General features: G+C 62.9%; 22 protein-coding genes and 1 pseudogene. 14 read left to right on the top strand and 9 right to left on the bottom strand.

Features of this window, described 5'->3' with window-relative positions; all coding sequences use genetic code 11:
• The first annotated feature begins 67 nt into the window (after positions 1 to 67).
• On the top strand, positions 68 to 1267 hold the full coding sequence (locus tag WIT60_RS05965; RefSeq protein ID WP_339583033.1) for an HPP family protein: 1200 nt from the start codon (positions 68 to 70) through the stop codon (positions 1265 to 1267).
• Positions 1268 to 1277: 10 nt separating this feature from the next.
• Here the strand turns inward: WIT60_RS05965 and WIT60_RS05960 are convergent, their stop codons facing one another.
• From WIT60_RS05960 to WIT60_RS05935, 6 genes are read right to left on the bottom strand one after another with little or no spacing between them, the layout of a single operon-like run.
• Positions 1278 to 1490, bottom strand: a complete 213-nt coding sequence (locus tag WIT60_RS05960; protein ID WP_339583032.1) for a hypothetical protein — start codon at positions 1488 to 1490, stop codon at positions 1278 to 1280.
• The gene (locus WIT60_RS05955; protein WP_339583031.1) at positions 1487 to 2071 is read right to left on the bottom strand and encodes a sigma-70 family RNA polymerase sigma factor; all 585 of its coding nucleotides are present in this window, start codon (positions 2069 to 2071) and stop codon (positions 1487 to 1489) included. Before WIT60_RS05955 ends, WIT60_RS05960 begins: the two co-directional genes overlap by 4 nt.
• Positions 2068 to 2559 carry a DoxX family protein gene (locus WIT60_RS05950; RefSeq protein WP_339583030.1) on the bottom strand — a complete coding sequence of 164 codons (492 nt, stop codon included), beginning with the start codon at positions 2557 to 2559 and terminating at the stop codon, positions 2068 to 2070. The genes WIT60_RS05955 and WIT60_RS05950 overlap by 4 nt, the downstream gene beginning before the upstream one ends.
• Positions 2522 to 2794 (bottom strand): HvfC/BufC N-terminal domain-containing protein, encoded by a 273-nt coding sequence (locus tag WIT60_RS05945; protein ID WP_339583029.1) that lies wholly within the window; start codon positions 2792 to 2794, stop codon positions 2522 to 2524. Before WIT60_RS05945 ends, WIT60_RS05950 begins: the two co-directional genes overlap by 38 nt.
• Positions 2767 to 3549 (bottom strand): MbnB/TglH/ChrH family RiPP precursor modification enzyme, encoded by a 783-nt coding sequence (locus WIT60_RS05940; RefSeq protein ID WP_339583028.1) that lies wholly within the window; start codon positions 3547 to 3549, stop codon positions 2767 to 2769. The genes WIT60_RS05945 and WIT60_RS05940 overlap by 28 nt, the downstream gene beginning before the upstream one ends.
• 13 nt (positions 3550 to 3562) lie before the next feature.
• Entirely contained in the window at positions 3563 to 3817 is a 255-nt protein-coding gene (locus WIT60_RS05935; RefSeq protein ID WP_339583027.1) for a hypothetical protein, read from the bottom strand.
• A gap of 89 nt (positions 3818 to 3906) precedes the next feature.
• On the opposite strand from WIT60_RS05935, the gene WIT60_RS05930 reads away from it, so the two are divergent.
• Positions 3907 to 4233 (top strand): DUF427 domain-containing protein, encoded by a 327-nt coding sequence (locus tag WIT60_RS05930; RefSeq protein WP_510166981.1) that lies wholly within the window; start codon positions 3907 to 3909, stop codon positions 4231 to 4233.
• A gap of 26 nt (positions 4234 to 4259) precedes the next feature.
• On the opposite strand, the gene WIT60_RS05925 is transcribed toward WIT60_RS05930, so the two are convergent.
• Positions 4260 to 4502: a VF530 family protein gene (locus WIT60_RS05925; RefSeq protein ID WP_339583025.1), complete on the bottom strand. Its 243-nt coding sequence runs from the start codon at positions 4500 to 4502 to the stop codon at positions 4260 to 4262.
• An 86-nt stretch (positions 4503 to 4588) separates the two neighbouring features.
• Between WIT60_RS05925 and WIT60_RS05920 the strand changes: the two genes are divergently transcribed.
• Positions 4589 to 5179 carry a malonic semialdehyde reductase gene (locus WIT60_RS05920; RefSeq protein WP_339583024.1) on the top strand — a complete coding sequence of 197 codons (591 nt, stop codon included), beginning with the start codon at positions 4589 to 4591 and terminating at the stop codon, positions 5177 to 5179.
• A gap of 18 nt (positions 5180 to 5197) precedes the next feature.
• Positions 5198 to 5977 (top strand): hypothetical protein, encoded by a 780-nt coding sequence (locus tag WIT60_RS05915; RefSeq protein ID WP_339583023.1) that lies wholly within the window; start codon positions 5198 to 5200, stop codon positions 5975 to 5977.
• 5 nt (positions 5978 to 5982) lie between these two features.
• Here WIT60_RS05915 and WIT60_RS05910 read toward each other — a convergent pair whose 3' ends face one another.
• Complete coding sequence (locus tag WIT60_RS05910; protein ID WP_339583022.1) at positions 5983 to 8988, bottom strand: bifunctional diguanylate cyclase/phosphodiesterase; 3006 nt, start codon at positions 8986 to 8988, stop codon at positions 5983 to 5985.
• A 286-nt stretch (positions 8989 to 9274) separates the two neighbouring features.
• On the opposite strand from WIT60_RS05910, the gene WIT60_RS05905 reads away from it, so the two are divergent.
• From WIT60_RS05905 to WIT60_RS05895, 3 genes are all read left to right on the top strand, one after another.
• Positions 9275 to 9511: a hypothetical protein gene (locus WIT60_RS05905; protein ID WP_339583021.1), complete on the top strand. Its 237-nt coding sequence runs from the start codon at positions 9275 to 9277 to the stop codon at positions 9509 to 9511.
• Between the two features lie 73 nt (positions 9512 to 9584).
• Entirely contained in the window at positions 9585 to 10043 is a 459-nt protein-coding gene (locus tag WIT60_RS05900) for a bacteriohemerythrin (protein ID WP_339583020.1), read from the top strand.
• A 486-nt stretch (positions 10044 to 10529) separates the two neighbouring features.
• A complete protein-coding gene (locus tag WIT60_RS05895) occupies positions 10530 to 11009 on the top strand; it encodes a molybdopterin dinucleotide binding domain-containing protein (protein ID WP_339583019.1) in 480 nt (159 codons plus the stop codon).
• A 45-nt stretch (positions 11010 to 11054) separates the two neighbouring features.
• Here WIT60_RS05895 and WIT60_RS05890 read toward each other — a convergent pair whose 3' ends face one another.
• The gene (locus WIT60_RS05890; RefSeq protein ID WP_339583018.1) at positions 11055 to 11714 is read right to left on the bottom strand and encodes an ArsR/SmtB family transcription factor; all 660 of its coding nucleotides are present in this window, start codon (positions 11712 to 11714) and stop codon (positions 11055 to 11057) included.
• Between the two features lie 24 nt (positions 11715 to 11738).
• On the opposite strand from WIT60_RS05890, the gene WIT60_RS05885 reads away from it, so the two are divergent.
• From WIT60_RS05885 to WIT60_RS05855, 7 genes and pseudogenes are all read left to right on the top strand, one after another.
• Positions 11739 to 12152, top strand: a complete 414-nt coding sequence (locus tag WIT60_RS05885; RefSeq protein ID WP_339583017.1) for a hypothetical protein — start codon at positions 11739 to 11741, stop codon at positions 12150 to 12152.
• A 159-nt stretch (positions 12153 to 12311) separates the two neighbouring features.
• On the top strand, positions 12312 to 13553 hold the full coding sequence (locus WIT60_RS05880; RefSeq protein ID WP_339583016.1) for a TolC family protein: 1242 nt from the start codon (positions 12312 to 12314) through the stop codon (positions 13551 to 13553).
• Positions 13554 to 13557: 4 nt separating this feature from the next.
• Complete coding sequence (locus WIT60_RS05875) at positions 13558 to 15159, top strand: efflux RND transporter periplasmic adaptor subunit (protein ID WP_339583015.1); 1602 nt, start codon at positions 13558 to 13560, stop codon at positions 15157 to 15159.
• A 38-nt stretch (positions 15160 to 15197) separates the two neighbouring features.
• Entirely contained in the window at positions 15198 to 18344 is a 3147-nt protein-coding gene (locus WIT60_RS05870) for an efflux RND transporter permease subunit (RefSeq protein ID WP_339583014.1), read from the top strand.
• A pseudogene (locus WIT60_RS05865) lies at positions 18341 to 19389 on the top strand (DMT family transporter). Before WIT60_RS05870 ends, WIT60_RS05865 begins: the two are co-directional and overlap by 4 nt.
• Positions 19390 to 20286: 897 nt before the next feature.
• A complete protein-coding gene (locus WIT60_RS05860) occupies positions 20287 to 20823 on the top strand; it encodes a hypothetical protein (RefSeq protein WP_339583013.1) in 537 nt (178 codons plus the stop codon).
• A gap of 77 nt (positions 20824 to 20900) precedes the next feature.
• Positions 20901 to 21821: IS1595 family transposase (locus WIT60_RS05855; protein ID WP_339581920.1), on the top strand; the 921-nt coding region annotated here is incomplete at its 3' end.

Genomic DNA, 21821 nt, shown 5'->3' with positions numbered 1-21821 from the left:
TACCCTTCTGGCACAAGGCACATTGGAGATGCACCACAATGGTGCCCGACTCTGCTCACGTCCTGCCATGTCTGCTGCCCTGCTCCGTCGGCTCGCGCACCTGCTGACCGATGATGCCCCCACCTTGTCCCGCCCGGAGCGTCGGCGCGCCAGCCTGGGCGCGCTGTTGAGTGTGGCCCTGAGCGTGGTCGTGCTGCCTCTGTTGCCGGGCTCTCACGACTGGCTGATGGCGCCGGTTGGCGCCAGTGTGGTCATCTTGTTTGCGCTGTCACACAGCCCGCTGGCACAACCTTGGCCGGTGTTGGGCAGTTATCTGATCGCCACGCTGACTGGCTTGGCCTGTGTCGCGCTGGTCCCGCACGCCGGCTGGGCCGCGGCCCTCGCGGTGGGCTTGACGGTGTGGCTGATGGCGCGGCTGCATTGCCTGCATCCACCCGGCGGAGCGTTGGCGCTGCTGATCGTGCACGAGCACCACGGACAACACGTCGGCATTCCCCACACCCTGGCCATGGTGGCGCTCAATGTGGGTCTGCTCCTGCTGGGGGCAGTGCTCATTCACCGCGTGCTGTGGGGTCGCCCCTACCCCTACCGCGCCCCGGCAGACAGTGCCCCCACACGCCACCGGACGCGCGATGCATCCCCCCTGCAGCGCGGCGGCCTGGACCACGACGACCTGGCCTACGCCGTCAAGCAGCTCGACGGCTTCGTGGACGTGCAGGAAAACGAGTTGATCACGCTCTACAACCTGGCGGTCTCGCATGCGTTCGAGCGACATCTGGGTCTGAACTGTGGCGACATCATGTCGCGTGATGTGGTGACGGTGACGTTCGCCACCGAGCTGGAAGAAGCCTGGCAGCTGCTGCGCCGGCACAAGGTCAAGGCCCTGCCGGTGGTGGACAAGTTCCAGCGCCTGATCGGCATCCTGACCGTGGCCGACTTTTTGAGGCAGATGGATGACACCCGCACAGCGGGCCTGGCCGCCAGCCTCCAAGGTCTGCTGCGACGGACGCCAGGCCCCAATTCGGACAAGGCCGAGGTGGTGGGGCAGATCATGAGTCCCCACGTGATCACCGCCACCCCAGAGACCCCTGTGGCCACCCTGGTCCGGCAACTCAGCGACAAAGGGCTGCACCGGGTCCCCATCATCGATGCGCGTCGACAGGTTGTGGGCATGGTGACGCAGTCCGATCTGATTGCGGCGCTGTACAAGCACATTGCGTTGTCAGCGTGTGCGCCCCCTTCCTCCCCAGCGGCCCCGAACGCCTGAGCGTCGTCGCTCAGGGCTCTGAGCGTGAGGGCGGCTCATCTGGCCGCGTCAGGTGGTTCCGGTAGCTTTGCAAAAGCTGGCTCAGGCGCTCGTCATTGGCGGTGAACGCCCGGCAGTGGCGGCACATCAGCCGATGTTGCGCCGCCCAGAAGCGATCCGGCCAGGCGCCCTCCTCCAGCTGCCCCGAGGTCAGCTTGAAGACATAATCCTTGCAGCGCATCATGGCGTCATCCCTTCAAACCAGTTCTGGTGCAAGCACAGCTGGATCTGTTTGCGCGCCCGGCTCATGCACTGCCAGTAATCGGCCTTGCTCAACCCTAGCGTGGCACACACCTCATCGGCCTCACACTCCAGCAACTCCTTCATGCTGAAGACCCGGGCTGTCTTGGAGGGCAGCTTCTGCATGCAGATGTCCACCACGGCAAAGAACTGATCGGTGAGCAGTTGCTCCTCCGGTGTGCGCCAAACGGTCGGCGCCATGCCTGCAACCCAATGTCCGCGATCGTTGAACAGGACGTTGTCGAGTTCGTCGGCAAAAGCCTCGCTGTAGCCCACTTCAGGGCGGTACTTGCCTCGCAGGCGGTCGGTGATCTTGTGCTTGAGGATGCCAAACAGGTAGCGCTTCAGATCGGTCTGTCCCAGCGTGGCCGGATCGGCGCCCAGCATCGCGGCCAAGGCGTCTTGCACAGCGTCTTCCGCCTCTTCCCTCGGTTGGATGTGCAGCAAGGCAAAACGCAGCATCGGGCCACGCCACTCACGGGCCCATCGCCCCAGAGACAACTCATCCGACGAAGAAAGGTTCATGCATGCCTGCTCGAAGTACGCTGTGTCCGGCCGCGCCAGGCATCGAGGGCATATTGTCCGCCGCCTTGTGTCACGATGGCCAGCAACATGATGGCGAGCATGAGCGGCACCTTGAAACCCAACCCTGCCTCAGAGTCGATCTGGTTCCACCCCGCCCAGCCCAGATCGAAATGCACGGTGTACACCGCGACATAGGTGATGAAGAGCAGCCCGCCTGCGGCCCAGCGGCTCCACCAGCCAAGAGTCAAGGCCAGCCCCAGCAACACCTCGCCCACACCGGCGGCCAGCCAGTTGACGTCAGCAGACAAGAAGTGGTTGGGAAAGGGGAAACTCAGCCCCGCAAACCATGCCGGGGCAGGCAGGCCGGCAGACAGCTTGGTGTAGCCGGCCCACAGGAACTCTTGCCCCGCCCACAGGCGCAAGGCCAGCAAGCCCACGCCGTCCAGTCGTTCATGCGCTTTCTCGCGCCAGGTAAGCCAGAAAGTCATCTGTCAGGTCTCCGTAATAGGGCGAGGTCCATGTGGACTGCCGGATGTAGGCCTCGATCAAGGTCCGCCAACCAGCTTCTCCCAGTTGCTCACGCACCGCAGGAAAGTGCGCCTCGATCATCTGGCTGACACCCAGGTAGACGAGGTGCCGGTAGACGCGCAGGCCCTGGGCGGTGTAGCCGGCCGGGACCTCGTCGCTGCGCCCTCTCACATGGTCGAAGAAAGCCGAAGACATGCCAGCTCCTTGTTGAGGATGTCCATGGTCGGGACGTCGTTGTCCCACTCCAGCAGCACCGCCAGACCCTGCGTTTGATGCAGGTGGCGGGCCATCTCGGCGGTGACCCGCTCCACGGGCTCGCTGTGGGTGTCGATGTACAGGCCGAAGCGCTCGTCCCACTCATGACCGGCCACATGCAGATAGCTGACGCGCTGGAGGTCAATGCCTTGCACAAAGCCTCTCAGGTCGTGTCCGCCGTGGTTCTTGTGGTTCACGACCACGTTGTTGAGGTCCAGCACGATGCCACAGTCGGCGCGCTCGGCCACTTCGGACAGAAAGTCGACTTCGGACAACTCGCCGATGTTGGTGTACCAGGTCGTGTTTTCGATCGACAGGCGTTGCCCCAGCACGTCCTGAACCTGCCGGATGCGGTCGCTGACACGCACGACCTCGGCCTGTGTGAAAGGGATGGGAAAGAGATCGTAGAGCTGGTGTGCATCACCACTGGCTGCGAGATGATCCGAGTACACCGAGGTGTTCAGATCGGCCATCAGCTCACGCACGGCCCGTACAAAATCGAGATTGAGAGGCGATGAACCACCCAGGTTGAGCGACACCCCATGCAAGTACACCGGGCGCCCCGCCGCGATCAACTCATGCAAGGGACCGCGGTCACGGCGCACCCAGTTCTCGGGGGCGACTTCAAAGAAATCCGCCTGAACGCCTGACATCTCCCAGTCGCTCATCTCACGGCGGTAGCCCAAGCCGATCATCGCCGCCCTCCGATCACTTCTTGCTGCAGGCCGCATCCTTTTTGGAGCAGGAGGCGTCTTTCTTGGCGCACGAGGCATCCTTCTTGGCGCAGCTGGCATCTTTTTTGCCCGCCTCGCTGGCCTTGGATGCTGCAGGCTGGGCCTTCTTGGCCGCGGTTTCCTTTTTGCCGCAGGTGCCGGCTCCGCACTTGCTGTCGGTGGGTCCTGCGGCCCAGGCAGACGAGGCAATGGCCGCCGCAGCGAGCGTGGCAAGGGTCTTCAGGTTCATGATCTTGTCCTCCAGATAGGTCGTGCCACACAGCGTGCACGGTGACTCTGTCGGACGAGGTGGCCAATTCCTGACAATCTCTCTGAAAAATATGTCGCAGGCGCTGGCATGATCGCCTTGTTCAACAGGAGTGCGGCATGAAGGCGATCTGGAACGGCGTGGTGGTGGCAGAGAGCGATGACATCGTCACCGTGGAGGGGGAGCACTACTTTCCTCAGGCCGCGCTCAAGAGCGAGTACACGAGCTTCAGCAACCACCGCAGCAGCGACTGGAAGGGGCAGGCCTACTACCAGAGCCTGTTCGTCAACGGCGAGATGAAGGCCGATGCCGTCTGGCACTACCCGGAACCGAGCGAATCGGCAGCGAACCTGAAGGGGCGCGTGGCGTTCACCTCTGGCGTTCAGATCGTCGATTGACCAAGCGCCGATCTGCTCCGCCAGAGTCAGTCAGCTTGACGACGGGTCTGGCGCAGCGTGTAGAGGTAGAGGCCCTCCACTTTCTCGCGTGCCCAAGGCGTTTTGCGCAACACCTTGAGGCTTGAGCTGATGCTGGGGTTCTGGGCAAAGCAACGCAGCGCAATGCGCTCGGCCAGGCCTTCCCAGCCGTAGTAGTCCACGAGGTCGGTGAGAAGTCGCTCCAGCGTGAGGCCGTGCAAGGGATTGCGGGGTTGTGCTTGTTCGTTCATGGGGTCAGGTTGTAACGCAAATCAAACGAGAGGTGGGCACCTGACATACGATGAGGGTTCTGTCAGTCCTTGCATCGGAGCGACCCATGAACCAGCCCCTCGATACCGCCGCCCTCGACCAGCTTTTCGTGCAGGCCCACACCCACAACACCTTCACCGACCAGCCGGTGAGCGACGCGACGCTCCACCAGCTTTACGATCTGCTCAAGTGGGGGCCCACGTCGATGAACTGCCAGCCCGCACGCTATGTGTTCGTGCGCAGTGAAGCGGGCAAGGCCCAGTTGCTGCCAGCCCTGAGCCCCGGCAATGTCGACAAGACCCGCCTGGCTCCGGTGACCGTGGTGATCGCCTCGGACACCCGCTTTCAGGACCAGTTGCCCACCCAGTTCCCCGCCTACGATGCCAAGCCCATGTTTGACAGCGACGCGGCGCTGGCCGAGTCCACGGCTTTCCGCAACAGCACGCTGCAAGGCGCTTACCTGATCCTGGCCGCGCGCGCCCTCGGGCTCTCCTGCGGGCCCATGAGCGGTTTCGATGCCGCCAAGGTGAACGCCGCCTTCTTCCCCGACGGCCAATGGCGGGTCAACTTCATGGTCAACCTGGGCCATGGCGCCCCGGACGGCTTCTACCCACGCGGCCCCCGACTGCCGTTCGACGACGTGGCCCGCATCGTCTGAATCCAAGCCGCCCTCGCCATGAACCGCTTGCTCTCCGAATGGCAACGCCTGTACGCCGCCGGGCCGGACCGCGCCTGGGCCGACCCGCAGGGACAGGTACGCGCCCTGGTTTTGGAACTGTCACGCCCGGCCGACTGGCGCACGCTGTCGCGCGCCTGGCAGGGTGTGCAGGCCGATCTGGCTTGGCCCGCTCCAGCCATCGCTGTCACCGGACGCGATGGCTACCAACTGTGGTTCTCGCTGGATCAGGCGATCCCGCTGCCGCACGCCACCGCCTTTCTCGCCAGTTTGCAGGCCCGCTATCTGGCAGACGTGCCGCCTGAGCGCGTGCGCCTGTGGCCGATGGCCGATGAGCAGGCACCCCACGGCTGGCGACACACTGCCCCCCTGCCTGAACCGGACGGACAAGCAGTGTGCCCCGATCAGTGGGCGGCTTTCGTCGCACCCGATCTGGCGCCGGTGTTCAACGACACCCCTTGGCTGGACCTCCCGCCCAACCTGGAAGGGCAGGCCGACCTGCTGTCGCGCCTGCGCAGCGTGAGCGCGGCCGAATGGCAAACGGCCTGCGCCCAGTTGACCACCCTGCCCACCGCAACCACGTCACACCCTACGCGCGAGGCTTCGACCTCACCGGACGCTCCCCCCTCGGCAACGCCCGCGGCGCCCGATGCCAGTCACGTTCCGTCTCACACCGATCCGCACAGCTTCCTGCTGTCGGTGATGAACAACGTGGCCCTCGACATGGCCCTGCGCATCGAGGCAGCCAAGGCACTGCTGCCCTTCACGTCGCAGCGTTGAGAACCTCAGGGCCGCCAGTTGGCAATGAAGGCTTCCAGATCGGCCACATCCAGCGGACGGCTGAACAGGTAGCCCTGGTGGGCGTGGCACCCCTGTTCGCGCAGGAAGGCGCACTGTGCCTCGGTTTCCACCCCTTCGGCGATGACGCTCAGGCCCAGACTCTCGGCCAGCACGATCACGGTGCGGGCAATCGCCGCATCGTTCGGGTCGTCCAGGATGTCACGCACAAAGCCCTGGTCGATCTTGAGCTGATCGAGTGGCAAACGTTTGAGATAGGCCAGCGAGGAGTAACCGGTGCCGAAATCGTCCAGCGAGAAACGCACGCCACGGGCCTTGAGCGCATCCATCTTGCGGATCACGCTCTCGACGTCGGTCACCAGCGAGCTTTCGGTCAACTCCAGCTCCAGACGGGTCGGATTCGCACCGGTGCGGTCGAGGATCTGACACACATCGGCCACGAAGCGCTCTTGCAGGAACTGTCGTGCACTCACGTTCACCGCGATGCTCAAGTCGGCCGTGCCCGCGTCCTCTGCCCAGCGTGCAAGCTGCACGCAGGCCGTCTCCATCACCCACCGCCCCAGCGGCACGATCAGGCCGTTTTGCTCGGCCACCGGGATGAAGGCAGCCGGTGACACCATGCCACGCTCTGGGTGACGCCAGCGCACCAGGGCCTCCACGCCGATGATGCGACGGTCTGCCGAGACCTGAGGCTGGTACTGCAGGAAGAACTGCCCCTTCTCCAGGGCGCCCCACAGCCCGGCATCCAGCTCTGCACGGGCATGGATGTCGGCCTGCATCTGCGGGTCGAAGAAACACAGCTGGTTGCGCCCGGCCTGCTTGGCCTGTGCCATCGCCAGGTCTGCCCGCTTCAGCGGCTCATCCACGCGCTCTGCCGGGTTGTCGCCAAACAAGGTGATGCCGACACTGGCCGAGCAACGGTGCGCCGAACTGCCGAGCTGGAAAGATCGGTGCAAGGCCTGCAGGATCTTGGTGCCCACCACTTCGGCACGACGAGCGGCCTCCATGTCTTCCTCGCTCAAGGCCTCCAGCATCACCACGAACTCATCGCTGCCCAGGCGGGCCACGGTGTCTTCCTCACGCACACAGCTCAGCAGAATCTGTGACACCTGCTCCAGCAACTGGTCGCCCTCCTGCTGCCCCACCGTGTCGTTGACCGCCTTGAAGTTGTCCAGGTCGATGCACAACAAGGCCCCTCGACTCTTGTGACGCGCACACGAACGCAGCGCATGCTCCAGACGCTCCAGTAGCAGACGCCGATTGGGCAGTTGCGTCAGCGGGTCGAAGAAGGCGAGGCGTCGCACTTGCTCCTCCGACGACTTGCTCGACGTGATGTCAATGAACGTTGACACATAGTGCGTGACCCGCCCCTGCTCGTCCTTGACAGCACCGATCGAGATGGCTTCCGGATAGATCTCCCCGCTCTTGCGCCGGTTCCAGATCTCGCCTTGCCAAGACCCCGTGGCGTGCAGATCCGACCACATGGCCGCGTAGAACGCCTCGTCGTGGCGCCCCGAACTGAACATGTGCGGCGTCTGGCCGATCACCTCCTCGGCCTCATAGCCGGTCACCTGAGTGAACGCCGGGTTGACGCGCAGAATGCGCTGCTGATCGTCGGTGATCAGCATCGCCACCTGAGAGTCGAAGGCCGTGGCTGCGATGCGCAGGCTTTCCGCCGCCTGCTTGCGCTCGGTGATGTCGCGGGCCGAGCCAAAAATCACCGGCTGACCATGCAGATCGAGCGGAAAGGCCGTGATCTCGACCGCACGCTGCGTCCCGTCCCGATGGCGGTGTGTGGTTTCAAACGTGGTGACCGAGGAGGAGGCGCGCACACGCTCGATCAGCGCATGGATCTCGGACTCGGACAAGGCCACATCCCATTGCGTGACGCTCATGCCGATGGCTTCGCTGTGCGGCACCCCCAACATGCGACAGAAAGCGTCACTGGCTTCGATCACCCGGCCTTGCAAATCGATGATGTGGATGCCATCGCTCGCGTTCTGCAGCAGCACCTGGCTGCGACGGTGAGCCCGTTCGTTGGCACGGATCAGTCGCCACAGCAGCCAGGCCGTGGCGCAGGTCACCAGCATGAAGAGCCCCGACAGGATCACGGCCTTGCGCACATCGTCACGCCACTGCCCGAGATAGTCTGCCTCGCCCAAGCCCACGACCACGAAAGCCGGCATCAAGGTCAACTTGCGGTACGCATTGATGCGGTTGATGCCATCGGCGGTCCGGGCACTGTAGAAGGTGGCCTGCGGGGCCCCAGAGGCGACGATGTCGGTCAACTCCTGCGAGCCAGCCCGCACGCCCACCCGCCCCGCCGGCGCATCCAACCGAGGCGCGCGGGCGATCAAGGCCTTGTCGGTGTCCCGCATCAGCGCGATGCCGTGCCGTCCCAACTGCAAGCCAGACAACAGTGCTTCGAAATGCTGCACGGGCACGGCCGCCGTGACCATGCCCGCAAAACGCCCATCAGGATGGTTGTAGCGGCGCGAAAACACCGTGATCCAGGTGCCTGCAATGCGGCCATGCAGCAGCTTGCTGGCACGCGTCTGGCCATCGTCCTGCTCACGGTGGGCACGGAAAAAGTCACGGTCGGCATAGCTCACCCGGGTGCCGGGCATCACGCCATGCCCGAGCAGCACCCGTCCCTGCGCATCAGACACGCGCAACTCGGCGATCTGTGACAGCCAGCTCTCGTGAAAGGCCAGCAGCGCGACCATATCGGGATCGTTCAACGGCACCCGCTGGCGCAAGGCGCGCTCCAGTTGCAACTCGACCTCGCGCAACGACTGGTCAATGCCACGGACCGAAGAACTCACGCTCTGGTCCAGCAACAAAGCCAGATTCTCGACCGTGGTGCGCACCTCGGCCTCCTTGCGCGCCTTCGCCTCCCCCAAGGCCACCGTGAACAGCCCTGCGAGGAACAGATTCAAAGCCACGACCGTCGCCACCAGGGCCAGGAAAATGGTCTTTTTTCTCTGTTGCATGACAAAGGGGAACGTGAGCAGCAGTGCGAGTCAGGCGCGCAGAGGTGAACAAAAGGGGCAAAAACGCCGGGAGCCCTCATTCTGCCTTGGACTGTTCAATTCCCGCCCACACCGCATCCGTTGATGTGATCCACGCCACACTTGCGACGACCAGGCGGCCGTGGGCAACCCGGCACAGACGCGCCCGCGACGCCCCCCCCTTTCCGGATTGGCGCCATGTGTTTACGATGCGCCACCTCCGCCATGAAACTTTCGCCCCGTCCCTCAAGGGTCGAAAGTCCACCTGATGAAAACCTACGACATCGAACTCCAGCGCCTGAAATCCGTCCGCCACCACAAAGGCCTGATCGAGTTGGGCGTTGAGGTGCTGGTGCAACCGCGCACAGCGCGCGATGAACAAGGGGTGACCAGCTGCCTGTCTCTGGAAGTGGACGACGCGCGCACCTTGCTGATCCTGCTCAAGCAGCAAATCGCCGAACTCGACAAGCTGCAACCGCGCAGCCGCCGCTCCGGACGCTGCTGACCGCCTCTTGTCCCTGGCATGACAGGGACAAGGCTTCGGCTCTATGCTTCAGAAGAATCTGCCTCAGACCACCATGACCCACCCTGATGCCCCCGACACCTCCGACGCCATGCGTTGGAGCGACGCCTTCCTGCTGGGCTATGACCCGATGGACAAGCTCCATGAGGAGTTCGTCGACATCGTCGCCCGACTGCAGGCGGCCGACGATGGCTCCCTGCCTTCCTTGATGGACGAGTTGGCTCGCCACCTCCAGGAACACTTCGACCTGGAGAACAAATGGATGGAAGAGACCGACTTCCCGCCCCGTGGGTGTCACATGGACGAACACGCGGCCGTCTTGAAGTCTGTGGCCGAGGTGCGTGAAGAGCTCACCGCCGGCAACACCGATCTGTGCCGCGATCTGGTTGCGCATCTGGCCGAGTGGTTCCCCGGCCACGCCGACCACCTGGACTCCGCGTTGGCGCACTGGATGTCCAAGCGCCGGTTTGGTGGCAAGCCGGTGGTGCTGCGACGAGACGTGCCGCTGCGCTGAGGATCTGGCCGCCGCAGGCCAGATCGCAGGAAGAGTGCAGGGCTCACGCAGGTCATACTGTTCTAGGCAATTAATGTCGACAACTGGAGGCATGGCGAATCAAGGACTTGCAACGCTTCAAAAAAACTGACAGGTCAACACAAGTCGAAAACGGACTCACGACAACGCCACATGCGCCGTCGTAGGCACGCAATTAAAGTCGAAAACAGTGCGATTTATGTGAGCCCTCAAATCGCCATCTCAAGCTAGTAGTCGAATCCGTACGGACAGAATTGACAGGGAGGAAGTTCAAACCAGCCTGTCGAAACCCGCAAGATCCCCGTCTAGAGACCAGACGCGCACTCGGCTCATGGGGTGTAAGTCGCAGTTGTGCTGCCACTCCTTGAGGATTGAAGGCAACAAGCTGACGCTCGGTGTGACCTTGTTTGAGCGGATCATGGGCAGCCCGCAAGGCACGGCCATCAGCGAACACCTGCAGGAAGACATGTGGTCGCTTCTGGCCAACAAAGACGGAAAGGTGCACTGGCCATTCCTGAGCTGCTTCAAGCGCTGCATAACCTCGGCGCGCCCGCTGGCTTAGATGCTGAGTACCCGCTCGTTCTGATGGCGGGCGAGCGACGCTCCTACAACGCCAACCAGATCTACCGCGACCCGAAATGGCGCAAGCAGGATGCAGAAGGCGCGTTGCACATCCACCCGGACGACGCGAACCAGTACGGCCTGACCGATGGCGGTAAGGCTGTGTGCAAAACGCGCAGGGGGCAGCTGACCGTATCTGTGAAATTCGACTCAGCAGCCAGGAAGGGCTTCGTCACGCTGCCGCACGGTTACGGCATGCGCTACCGGGATGGCGAACCCAATGGACCTCAGCTCAACATGCTGACATCCAGCAACGAGTGTGACCCGATGACCCGGACCCCTCACCACAAATACGTCCCAGTCGCTGTGCAGCCCTGTGCGGCATGACTGGCGTCTCCTCAACCCCTGGCCATCTGCACTGAGGGGTTTGATTCAGTGCTCGATGGGTAACCCGCAGGCACGCCACTCTGTGACGCCATCGGTGATCTTGTAGGCTTTGTAGCCACGCCGACGCAACAGCTTGACGGCCTCGTCAGACATCAGACAGAACGGCCCCCGGCAATAGGCGACGATGTCCTTGCCACTTGGAAGATCGGCCAGCCGTTTCGTCAACTCCCCCAAGGGCAGAGAACGCGCAAACGGCAGGTGACCGGCGCCGTATTCGGCCTCCGGGCGAACGTCGATGACCACGATGTCGCCCCTGCGCGCCTTGGCAAGCAGGGACTCACGGCTTTCCGGTGACAGGGAATCTGGCGAGGCTGCCATCTGGTTGAGCGCCACTTGCAACTCGATCAGGTGTTCTTCGGCCACTTCCCGAACATGGACCCACAGCTGGGCGACATCTGGCCCACTCAGGCGGTAATGGATGAACTTGCCCTCGCGCCGGGTGTCGACCAAACGGGCTTCCCGGAGCGCACGCAAATGGGCGCTGGTCAAACGCGTGTCGATGTGCGCCTGTTCGGCCAAGGTCTCGACCGTCTTTTCGCCTTGCGCCAGCAACTCAATGAGTTCCAAGCGCTTCGGGCTGGATAGCGCTTTGCCGATGCGAGCGACGTGTTCGTAAAGATGAGACTTGATTCGAGGTGATGCCATTCGTACATCCTAACGGTTATTGGAATGTTTGCCAAACATCCGCATTCGCGAACCCGATATACTTTTGAAATGCGTCGATGGTTCGCGATCTTCCTGCTGGTTCTGATGCCTCTGCAAGCCGTTTGGTCTGCAGCCGTGCCCTATTGCCAGCATGAGAGCGCCCCGAGCCAATCGCGCCATCTGGGGCATCACCAGCACCACGATCATGCTGACGTGGACGGCGCTCAGTCTCATGAGCACGGCAAATCGGATACCGGAAAAGGCATCGCCGATCTGGATCACGACCATCATTGCTGGTCCTTCGCTTCCATGCTGCCGGACGCACAGGGCCTTTCTGTGCCGCCGCCGCAAGCCCAAAGCGCCACCTCTCCGCTGGCGGCGTACACCTCCTTCGACGCCCATCACATCGATCGCCCCAATTGGCGGGTTTCGCTCTGAGTTGGCGAGACAGGGGCTGCACATCGGTCTGATGTGACCCGGTTCATGTGACGTTGGTGCACCCGCGCTGACGCTGCGCATGGGCCACGCACGGATGACGCATCGACGGCGCCATCCTCCTGCTCGCCGGATATCCCCTGCTGATTTCCGGAGAACCCGATGCGATGGTTTGAAATGGGCCGAGTGGTGCCCGCCACAGGCATGGCCCTGTGTTTGTCCTTCATGTTTCAAGGCGCTGGGGCACAAAGCCTGAGCCTGGATGTGGCGATTGCTGCCGCACTGGCGCGTCATCCTCAGTTACGCGCGGTGGTGCTGGAGCGCGAAGCCAGCGCTGGGGCCACCCAGCAAGCGGGCGCCTGGCTGAACCCCGAGTTATCCACCCTGGTGGAAGACACCCGAAGCGCGACGCGCACCACCACCCTCCAGCTGACTCAGCCCATGGAATTGGGTGGCAAACGGTTGGCGCGCATCCAGGCCGCCGAGGCCGCCCAGGCACAAGCCGATCTGGAGGTGTCGGCCATGCGCGCCCAAGTCACGGCGCAGGTGATGGCGGCATTTCATGGCCTGGCCATGGCCCAGGAAAAGGTGCGACTGTCCGATGAGTTGAGCCGCATTGCCACGCAGGCGCGTGAGATGGCGGCCAAGCGCGTGCAGGCGGGCAAGGTTTCGCCCGTGGAAGAGGTGAAGGCCCAGGTGGCACAAGCCCAAGCGCTTTCTGCGGCCAGTGCAGCCCAGGGTGAGTGGCGTGCCGCCATGTCCCTGCTTCGACAGGCAGTGGGCAATCCGGACGTGCGGTTTGACCGCGTGGAGGGGATCGCCGGATCACTGCCTTCGGCGCAACGCTGGCAACCCTTGACCCCGCTTCTGGAGGCCTCGCCTGCGATGTTGCGCGCGCAGCAGGAAGTGATGCGCAGGCAAGCGCTCGGGGCACTGGAGAAGGCTCGCCGTGTGCCCGATGTCGCCTTGACGCTGGGCGCCAAGCGGGATGCCCAGATGGGCCGAAGCCAAGCCATCGCGGGGGTGAGTCTGGTGTTGCCGCTGTTCGACCGCAACCAGGGCGCCATCCTGGAGGCCACGCGCCGCGAGGACAAGGCTCGCGTGGAACTGGAAGTCATCCGTGCCGACCTTCAGACGCAGGCCGAGCAGGCCCTGGCGCAACTGGAAGCCGCCTTGACTCAGGCCCAAGCGATGCAGCGCAGTGTGCTGCCCGCAGCACGGCAGGCCTTTGCCGCCAGCACCAAGGGCTATGAACTGGGCAAGTTTGGCTACCTGGATGTGCTGGATGCCCAGCGCACCCTGTTCGAGGCCGAGACCCACGCATTGAACGTGGCCGCTCAAGCCCACCAGGCCGACGCACGCCTGGTGGCACTGTTGGGCGAGCCCACACCGAAGAAAGACTGACACCATGACCTCATTCAAGAAACACACCTCCCGGCTGGCCATTGCCGCCGTGCTCATCCTCGGTGGCCTCCTCGGGTGGGCGATCCTGCAGAAGGACACCGCCCAGCCGCAAGACGAACACGGCCATGCAGCTCACACGGAGGACGGCGCCCACGCTGATGCAGAGCATCACGGCGCTGCACCCGATAAGGCCCACACCGATGCGCCAGCCCATGACGATGACGAACATCACGAAGTAGCCGAAGCCGCGCAAGCAGAGCCCAGCGCCAAGGGACCTCACGGCGGCCGACTGTTCACATCTGGCAGTTTCGGGCTGGAGGTGAGCATCTTCGAAGAGGGTGTGCCCCCTGAGTTCAGGCTCTATCCGTCTCAAAACGGCAAGCCTTTGTCCCCTTCGCAAGTCACGGCCACCTTGACGCTGGAGCGATTGGGCCGGGCACCACAAGTGATCCGCTTCAAGCCGCAAGGCGACTTCCTGCAAGCTGACGCCGAAGTCGTGGAGCCTCATTCCTTCAAGGTCTCTGTGGAGGCGGTGCAGGATGGCAAAACCCATCGGTTCGGCTACACACAGGAGGAAGCGCGCGTCACCATGAGCGATGCGCAACTGAAGCAGGCAGGCGTCACCTTGGCAGTGGCTGGCCCTGCGCGCATCAGCAGCCAGTTGGCCCTGTTGGGCGAAGTGCGCTACAACGCCGACCGTACCGTACAGGTGGTGCCACGCCTGGCTGGCCTGGTGGAAGCCGTGCCTGTCAGTGCGGGTGAGCGTGTGCGCAAAGGACAGGTGCTTGCCGTACTGTCCAGCCCGGCCCTGGCTGACCAACGGGCTGAGGGCATGGCGGCACAGAAACGCCTGGCACTGGCCCGCACCACCTTCGAGCGTGAGAAGCAACTGTGGCAGGACAAGATTTCGGCAGAGCAGGACTACCAGCAAGCCCGTGCGGCTTTGCAGGAAGCCGAGATCGCCGAGCAGAACAGCCGTCAGAAACTGGCCAACCTGGGGGCGACCGCATCCCGCAACAGCAACCTGACGCGCTTTGAGCTGCGCGCGCCCCTGGATGGCGTCATCACCGACAAGCGCATCACCGTGGGACAGTCCGTGAGCGAGACCGAACCGGTGTTCACCGTGTCCGATCTGTCGTCCGTGTGGGTCGAGGCCCCGGTGGCCACGAAGGATCTGGGCACCATCCGCACGGGCATGGCCGTTCAGGTTGCGGCCAATGGTTTTGACGCACAGGCGGTGGGCACCATCACCTACATCAGCGCGCTGGTGGGTGAGCAGACCCGCAGCGCCACGGCTCGTGTGGTGCTGCCCAACCCAAAGGGGCTGTGGCGACCGGGGCTGCCGGTGCGTGTCGCCGTCACCGAAACACAGGCCGATGTTCCGGTGGCGATTGACGTGGAGGCCATCCAGACCGTGCGTGACTGGCAGGTGGTTTTTGGCCGTTACGGCCAGCAACTGGAAGCGCGCCCCCTGACATTGGGGCGTAGCGATGGCAAACGGGTCGAGGTGCTCAGCGGTTTGAGCGCAGGCGAACTCTATGCCGCCAAGAACAGTTTCGTCATCAAGGCCGAGTTGGGCAAGGCAGGAGCCAGCCATGACCACTGACACACCACGCACGCCCAAGCAGACCGAGGACACCCGCCATGTTTGAACGCATTTTGCGCTTTGCACTGGAGCAGCGCTGGGTGGTCTTGCTGGCCACGCTGGCCATTGCCGTCCTGGGGCTGTTCAGCTATCAAAAGCTGCCCATCGACGCCGTGCCGGACATCACCAATGTTCAGGTTCAGATCAACACCGAGGCTTCTGGCTACTCACCACTCGAAGCCGAGCAACGCGTGACGTTTCCTATCGAGACGGCGATGGCCGGGCTGCCTGGCTTGAGCGAGGTGCGCTCCCTGTCTCGCTACGGCCTGTCGCAGGTGACCGTGGTGTTCAAGGATGGCACCAACATCTACTTTGCGCGCCAGTTGGTCAATGAACGCATTCAGGAAGCGCGCGCCAAGCTGCCCCCGGGCCTGAGCCCGTCCATGGGGCCGATCAGCACGGGCCTGGGCGAAATCTACATGTGGACGGTGGAGGCCAAACCAGGGGCCCTCAAGGCCAATGGTCAGCCTTACACGCCCATGGACCTGCGCGAGATCCAGGACTGGATCATCAAGCCCCAACTGCGCACGGTGCCGGGTGTGACCGAGATCAACACCATCGGCGGCTATGCCAAGGAGTTCCAGATTGCGCCGGATCCAGCCAAGCTGGTGGCCCACGGGCTGGACCTGGAGGACCTGGTCACCGCGCTGGAGCACAACAACGCCAACGTGGGGGCCGGCTACATCGAGCGACGCGGCGAGCAGTACCTGATCCGGGCGCCGGGTCAGGTGCAGGGCCTGGCCGACATCGGTGGCATCGTGGTCAAGCAGACGGCGGGCGTCAATGTGCGCATCCGCGATGTGGCCGAGGTGATGCTGGGCAAGGAGTTGCGCACGGGTGCCGCCACCGAAGATGGCCAGGAAGTGGTGCTGGGCACCGTGTTCATGCTGATCGGCGAGAACAGCCGCGAGGTGTCGCGCGCGGTGGACGAGCGGCTGGCGCAGGTCAACAAATCACTGCCTGCGGGCGTCATCGCCAAGACGGTCTATGACCGCACCGTGCTGGTGGACAAGGCCGTGGCCACGGTCAAGAAGAACCTTTTTGAAGGGGCGGTGCTGGTCATCGTCATCCTGTTTGCCTTCCTGGGCAACTTCCGGGCGGCCTTGATCACGGCCATGGTGATCCCGCTGTCGATGTTGTTCACCTTCACGGGCATGGTCAGCCAGAAAGTGAGCGCCAACCTGATGAGCCTGGGCGCCCTGGACTTCGGCATCATCATCGACGGCGCCGTGGTGATCGTGGAGAACTGTGTGCGGCGCCTGGCCCATGCGCAAGCCCATCATGGGCGGACGCTGACCCGCTCCGAACGCTTTCACGAGGTGTTTGCCGCAGCGCAGGAGGCCCGTCGCCCGCTGCTGTTCGGGCAGCTCATCATCATGGTGGTCTACCTGCCCATCTTTGCGCTGGCGGGGGTGGAAGGCAAGATGTTCCACCCCATGGCCTTCACCGTGGTGGTGGCCTTGCTGGGGGCCATGGTGCTGTCGATGACCTTCGTGCCTGCTGCCGTGGCCCTGTTCCTGAACGGCCCGGTCAGCGAGAAGGAGAACCGCCTGATGGGGTGGGCGCGCCGCGCCTACGAGCCCCTGCTGGACAAGGCCTTGTCTCGCCAACCGCTGGTGCTGACCCTGACGGCGGTGGCCGTGTCCTTGGCGGCCTTGATGGCCACGCGCATGGGCAGCGAGTTCATCCCCAGCCTGGATGAACACGACATCGCGTTGCACGCCTTGCGCATCCCCGGTACCAGCCTGAGCCAGGCCATCGAGATGCAGGGCCAACTGGAGAGCACGATCAAGGCCTTCCCCGAGGTCAAGGCTGTCTTTGCCAAACTGGGCACGGCCGAGATTGCCACCGACCCGATGCCCCCCAACGTGGCCGACACCTTCGTGATGCTCAAGCCGCGTGAGCAATGGCCCGATCCCAAGCGCTCGAAAGCAGACCTGATCGCTGCCATACAGGCAGCCGTGATGAAGGTTCCGGGCAACAACTACGAGTTCACCCAACCCATCCAGATGCGCTTCAACGAGTTGATCTCCGGGGTGCGCAGCGATGTGGCCGTGAAGGTGTTTGGTGACGACATGGCCACGCTCAACGAGACGGCCGAACAGATCGCCAAGGCGCTGGAGACCGTGCCGGGCGCGCAGGATGTCAAAGTGGAGCAGACAACCGGACTGCCGATGTTGACGGTGCAGATCGACCGCGAGCAGGCGGCTCGACTGGGTCTGAACATGGCCGATGTGCAAAACACCCTGGCCACAGCTTTGGGGGGACGCGAGGCAGGGGCTGTGTTCGAGGGCGACCGTCGTTTTGACATCCTGGTTCGACTGCCTGAACCACTGCGCAGCGACATCGATGCATTGAGCCAGTTGCCCATCCGTTTGCCGCCGACAGTTGAAGGGGGCGCCGAGCGGGTGGCCGGGTTCATCCGCCTGGGCGACGTGGCGACCTTGGACATGTCCCCCGGGCCGAACCAGATCAGCCGTGAGGATGGCAAACGCCGGGTGGTGGTCACGGCCAATGTCCGAGGGCGTGACATCGGCAGTTTCGTGACGGAGGCACAGACCCGGATCGACGATCAGGTGAAAGTGCCGGCGGGATACTGGACCGACTGGGGGGGCACCTTCGAGCAACTCCAGTCGGCCTCTCAGCGCCTGGCCATCGTCGTGCCCGTGGCCTTGCTGCTGGTGTTCGTGCTGCTGTTTGCCATGTTCGGCGACGTCAAGGATGGGTTGCTGGTCTTCACCGGCGTGCCGTTTGCCCTGACGGGCGGGGTGGCGGCGCTCTATCTGCGGGACATACCCTTGTCGATCTCGGCGGGCGTGGGCTTCATTGCCTTGTCCGGCGTGGCCGTGCTCAATGGGCTGGTGATGATCGCCTTCATCCGAAGTCTGCGTGAGCAGGGCGTGCCGTTGGAGCAGGCCATTCGTGAAGGCGCCCTGACACGGCTACGCCCGGTGTTGATGACGGCCCTGGTGGCCAGCCTGGGCTTCGTGCCGATGGCCCTGGCCATTGGCACTGGCGCGGAGGTGCAGCGGCCCTTGGCCACCGTTGTCATTGGTGGCATCCTGTCGTCCACTGTCTTGACGCTGTTCGTTTTGCCACTCCTGTACCGCTGGGCACATCAGCGGGATGACAGGCCCCGTTCATGAAAGCTCTCACCGCCCCCGCACTCCAGGGCGGTTTGCTGGCCTTCATGGCCGCCGTCCTCTTTGGGATCAGCACGCCCCTGGTGCAGCGCATCGGTGCCAGCGTGGGGCCGTTCATGACCGCGGCGCTGCTCTATGCAGGGGCTGCGCTGGTTGGTGCCGTCTTGCGTCAATCCGCGCAGCGCGAGGCCGCTGTCCAGCGCCGTGACTGGGCCCGCATCGGCTGGATGGCCCTGTTCGGCGCAGGCCTGGGCCCGGTGGCACTGGCCTGGGGCCTGCAACACACCAGTGGGGCCAGTGCTTCGCTGCTGTTGACGCTCGAAGCTTTCTTCACCGCCTTGCTGGCACGCACGCTCTACGGCGAAGTCATGGACCGTCGGGTATGGGGTGCCATGGCCTTACTCTTGGCAGGAGGTATTGCCCTCGTCTTGGACCAGGGCACAGGTGGTGACGCTGGGCTCTTAGGGACTCTGGCCGTGCTGGCCGCCACCCTGGCATGGGCCATCGACAACACGCTGTCTCGGGCTGTGGCCGAGCGTGACCCCGCCCAGGTGGTGCTGGCCAAATCTACGATGGGGGCGATCTTGACGATGGGACTGTCGCTGTTACTGGGTGAGCCTCGGCCAAGTGTGCTGGCGATGCTCGGCTTGCTTCTCGTCGGCGCAACGGGCTATGGCCTGAGTCTGAGGTGTACCTGTTGGCACAGCGGGCATTTGGCGCCGCGCGCACAGGATCGGTGTTTGCCTTCGCGCCTTTCATGGGTGCATTGTTGGCCGTGGCCTTGGGTGAACGGTTTCTGAGTTGGGGAGTGCTGCTCGGTGGCGGTCTGATGCTGCTGGGGGTGCTGCTCCACCTGACCGAATCCCACGACCACGTTCATGTGCATGAGGCGCTGGTCCATGAGCATGCCCACGTTCACGACGACGGGCACCATGCGCACGTCCACGACCCCATGCCGGACGGGCCGCACAGCCATGTTCATGAACACGAGCCGGTGCGCCACGCGCATGCCCATGTGCCCGATGCGCACCACACCCACCGGCATTGACTGGGCGAGCCACCAGTGATGCCGACATACATCACTGGTGTTGCCCCTTGCGGACATGGGCTTAGCCGAATCGCCCTTGATGACCGACGCAACGCATACTGATCGAAATCGTTGGTCTGTCTTTCTTGTCCTTCTCCGCCTGGGGCTGACCTCATTCGGTGGCCCGGACCGGCAGCCATGGGGCGAAAGCCGACCTTCGATAGGCGGAGACGAGCGTCTGCAAACAGCCTTTAGCGGTCGGACACAACTATCTGTGTCCCGATCTCAGCCTAGCGATCCGACACCCAACGCAAAAAAAGCCAGCCCCTCCTAATGAGACGCTGGCTTCCTTGTTTACGACTTTGGAAGCGGTGCCCACGGCACCACTCTCCTAGGCAAGTTGTTTACGACTTTATTTGCGTGTTTACGACTTTAATTGCCAGAAACAATACCTGTTCTCGAAAAATAAAGTCGACAACTGTAAGCATAGCGAATCAAGGACTTGCAACGCTCCTCGGCGACCGAACGGTGAACACAAGTCGAAAACAAGATCAGCACAACGCCACATGTACCGTAGCAGGCAAGCAATTAAAGTCGAAAACAGTGCGATGTGGGCACCTGTACCCCCCTCAGCACTGTGACGGCTTCAGGTTGCTGCCACTGGGTACTTGCCCAAGCTAAGGCGCTACCCCAGCCAGGGCTAACAACCCATCATGGAAAGCTTTGGCGCGCACTCTTCTGAAACTGGGCCAACATCGGCTTGACGGTTAACGGCTGTGTTGACCAGCCTGCCAAGTAACCAGGAAGTGGCACATAAGTAGCCCGTCGAAATGCTGGTCGGCGGGTGAGCCGATCCAAGCCCCGACACATGTACAAATTGATGCGAAGCCGGCACAATTCTTTCCACGCCTGCAATGTTTGCCGCAGAAGAAGATAACTAACCGCAAGGCTCAAATGCCAATCGTACTGTCTCGTCACGACATTGATCAATCCCTGCCAAAAACCGCCAAAGGGTTAAGCCAGTATTTATGGCTGCAGGAACAGGTAGCAAATGGCGGCAAATTTCATGAAGCCATTGAGTTCAGGCGACGCTACAACCACTTTTACCGCGTGCGCCGTGGCGCAGATTGGCAAAAAGAGTACTATGCACTCATGGCTCAGGCGAAAGAGCGAGGCCTCACATTCGAGGGTGTACTTAGCGCTCTTCACCAAGCAACGTCTAGGGTCGAGGCCTCATTCGCTAGCAAGCTATATGCGACCATCAATCCTTCTGCGCCTGTCATCGACTCCGTAGTGCTCGAGCATGTCGGGCTCAAGCTTCCATCCGCAACGACGAAAGATCGCGTCGCCGCGGTTTGCTTGATCCACAACGAACTCGCAGCGCAGTTTCGGGACTACCTCCAGACTGACACTGGGATGTACTTAGTCGACAAGTTCAAAGAGATGCCTGATTAGAAACCTGCCTCAGCGAGGCTCACCCCATGAGCTTGTGACTCACTAATCTGTGGTCTTCTTACAGTGGGGTGAGCACCATGGCCTTCAACCAGATTCAGTTCCAGCACGGCATGTCGATTCCGGAATTCCTTCGTAGCTTTGGCACCGAGGCACAGTGCGCCGAAGCGATCAAGGCCGCGCGCTGGCCTGAGGGATTTCGCTGTCCGCGCTGCTCCAGCAGTGATCACTATGTGGTCGGCCACGGTGTCCGTAAGCTCTTCCAGTGCAATGGCTGTCGGCATCAGACCTCCCTGACCGCAGGCAGTCTCATGGCACACACCAAACTGCCCCTGACGACCTGGTTCTTGGCCATCTACCTCATCAGTCAGGCCAAAACCGGCCTGTCTGCCCTGGCGCTCAAGCGTCAGCTTGGCGTGAGCTATCCCACTGCCTGGCTGTTGCATCAGAAGATCAACCGGGCCATGGCCTCGCAAGACGCCACCCACCAACTCAGCGGCACGGTGCAACTCGATGACGCTTACCTCGGAGGCGAGCGCACAGGCGGCAAAGTCGGTCGGGGCTCCGAGAACAAGGTCCCCTTTGTCGCGGCTGTCTCGGTCAATGATCACGGGCATCCGATGTTCATCAAGCTCAATGTGGTCAGAGGGTTCACCTCTGAAGCGATCAGCAAGTGGGCCAAGTCCAATCTGGCACCGGGCACCAGCGTGCACAGCGATGGTTTGGCCTGCTTCAGTGCGGTGGCCGATGCCGGTTGCCTTCACCTCCCGATGGTGGTCGGCTCCCTCAAGCCGCGCGACCTGCCCAGCTTCAAGTGGGTCAACACCGTGCTGGGCAATCTCAAGACCACGTTGGCCGGAGCCTTCCATGCCCTGAACTACCGCAAGTACGCCGAGCACTACCTTGCTGGCTTCGCCTACAGGTTCAACCGCCGCTTCGATCTGCGTGGTCTGGTCGCAAGTCTCATCGTCGACGTCGTGAGAGCAAAGCCCATCAAGGAA

The organism is Aquabacterium sp. G14 (genome assembly GCF_037482285.1).
GTDB lineage: Bacteria > Pseudomonadota > Gammaproteobacteria > Burkholderiales > Burkholderiaceae_C > Aquabacterium.
The sequence above is the reverse complement of the archived record's forward strand: the minus strand, read 5'-3'. Positions and strand labels throughout refer to the sequence as shown.

Bases quoted from the DNA above. Each gene is read 5' to 3' on its own strand.
- WIT60_RS05885 (WP_339583017.1), top strand. From the start codon at position 11,739: ATGTTTGCCAAACATCCGCATTCGCGAACCCGATATACTTTTGAAATG.
- WIT60_RS05880 (WP_339583016.1), top strand. From the start codon at position 12,312: ATGCGATGGTTTGAAATGGGCCGAGTGGTGCCCGCCACAGGCATGGCC.
- WIT60_RS05890 (WP_339583018.1), bottom strand. From the start codon at position 11,714: ATGGCATCACCTCGAATCAAGTCTCATCTTTACGAACACGTCGCTCGC.
- WIT60_RS05910 (WP_339583022.1), bottom strand. From the start codon at position 8,988: ATGCAACAGAGAAAAAAGACCATTTTCCTGGCCCTGGTGGCGACGGTC.
- WIT60_RS05905 (WP_339583021.1), top strand. From the start codon at position 9,275: ATGAAAACCTACGACATCGAACTCCAGCGCCTGAAATCCGTCCGCCAC.
- WIT60_RS05920 (WP_339583024.1), top strand. From the start codon at position 4,589: ATGAACCAGCCCCTCGATACCGCCGCCCTCGACCAGCTTTTCGTGCAG.
- WIT60_RS05960 (WP_339583032.1), bottom strand. From the start codon at position 1,490: ATGATGCGCTGCAAGGATTATGTCTTCAAGCTGACCTCGGGGCAGCTG.
- WIT60_RS05870 (WP_339583014.1), top strand. From the start codon at position 15,198: ATGTTTGAACGCATTTTGCGCTTTGCACTGGAGCAGCGCTGGGTGGTC.
- WIT60_RS05955 (WP_339583031.1), bottom strand. From the start codon at position 2,071: ATGAACCTTTCTTCGTCGGATGAGTTGTCTCTGGGGCGATGGGCCCGT.
- WIT60_RS05965 (WP_339583033.1), top strand. From the start codon at position 68: ATGTCTGCTGCCCTGCTCCGTCGGCTCGCGCACCTGCTGACCGATGAT.
- WIT60_RS05925 (WP_339583025.1), bottom strand. From the start codon at position 4,502: ATGAACGAACAAGCACAACCCCGCAATCCCTTGCACGGCCTCACGCTG.
- WIT60_RS05945 (WP_339583029.1), bottom strand. From the start codon at position 2,794: ATGTCTTCGGCTTTCTTCGACCATGTGAGAGGGCGCAGCGACGAGGTC.
- WIT60_RS05900 (WP_339583020.1), top strand. From the start codon at position 9,585: ATGACCCACCCTGATGCCCCCGACACCTCCGACGCCATGCGTTGGAGC.
- WIT60_RS05875 (WP_339583015.1), top strand. From the start codon at position 13,558: ATGACCTCATTCAAGAAACACACCTCCCGGCTGGCCATTGCCGCCGTG.
- WIT60_RS05940 (WP_339583028.1), bottom strand. From the start codon at position 3,549: ATGATCGGCTTGGGCTACCGCCGTGAGATGAGCGACTGGGAGATGTCA.
- WIT60_RS05950 (WP_339583030.1), bottom strand. From the start codon at position 2,559: ATGACTTTCTGGCTTACCTGGCGCGAGAAAGCGCATGAACGACTGGAC.
- WIT60_RS05915 (WP_339583023.1), top strand. From the start codon at position 5,198: ATGAACCGCTTGCTCTCCGAATGGCAACGCCTGTACGCCGCCGGGCCG.
- WIT60_RS05935 (WP_339583027.1), bottom strand. From the start codon at position 3,817: ATGAACCTGAAGACCCTTGCCACGCTCGCTGCGGCGGCCATTGCCTCG.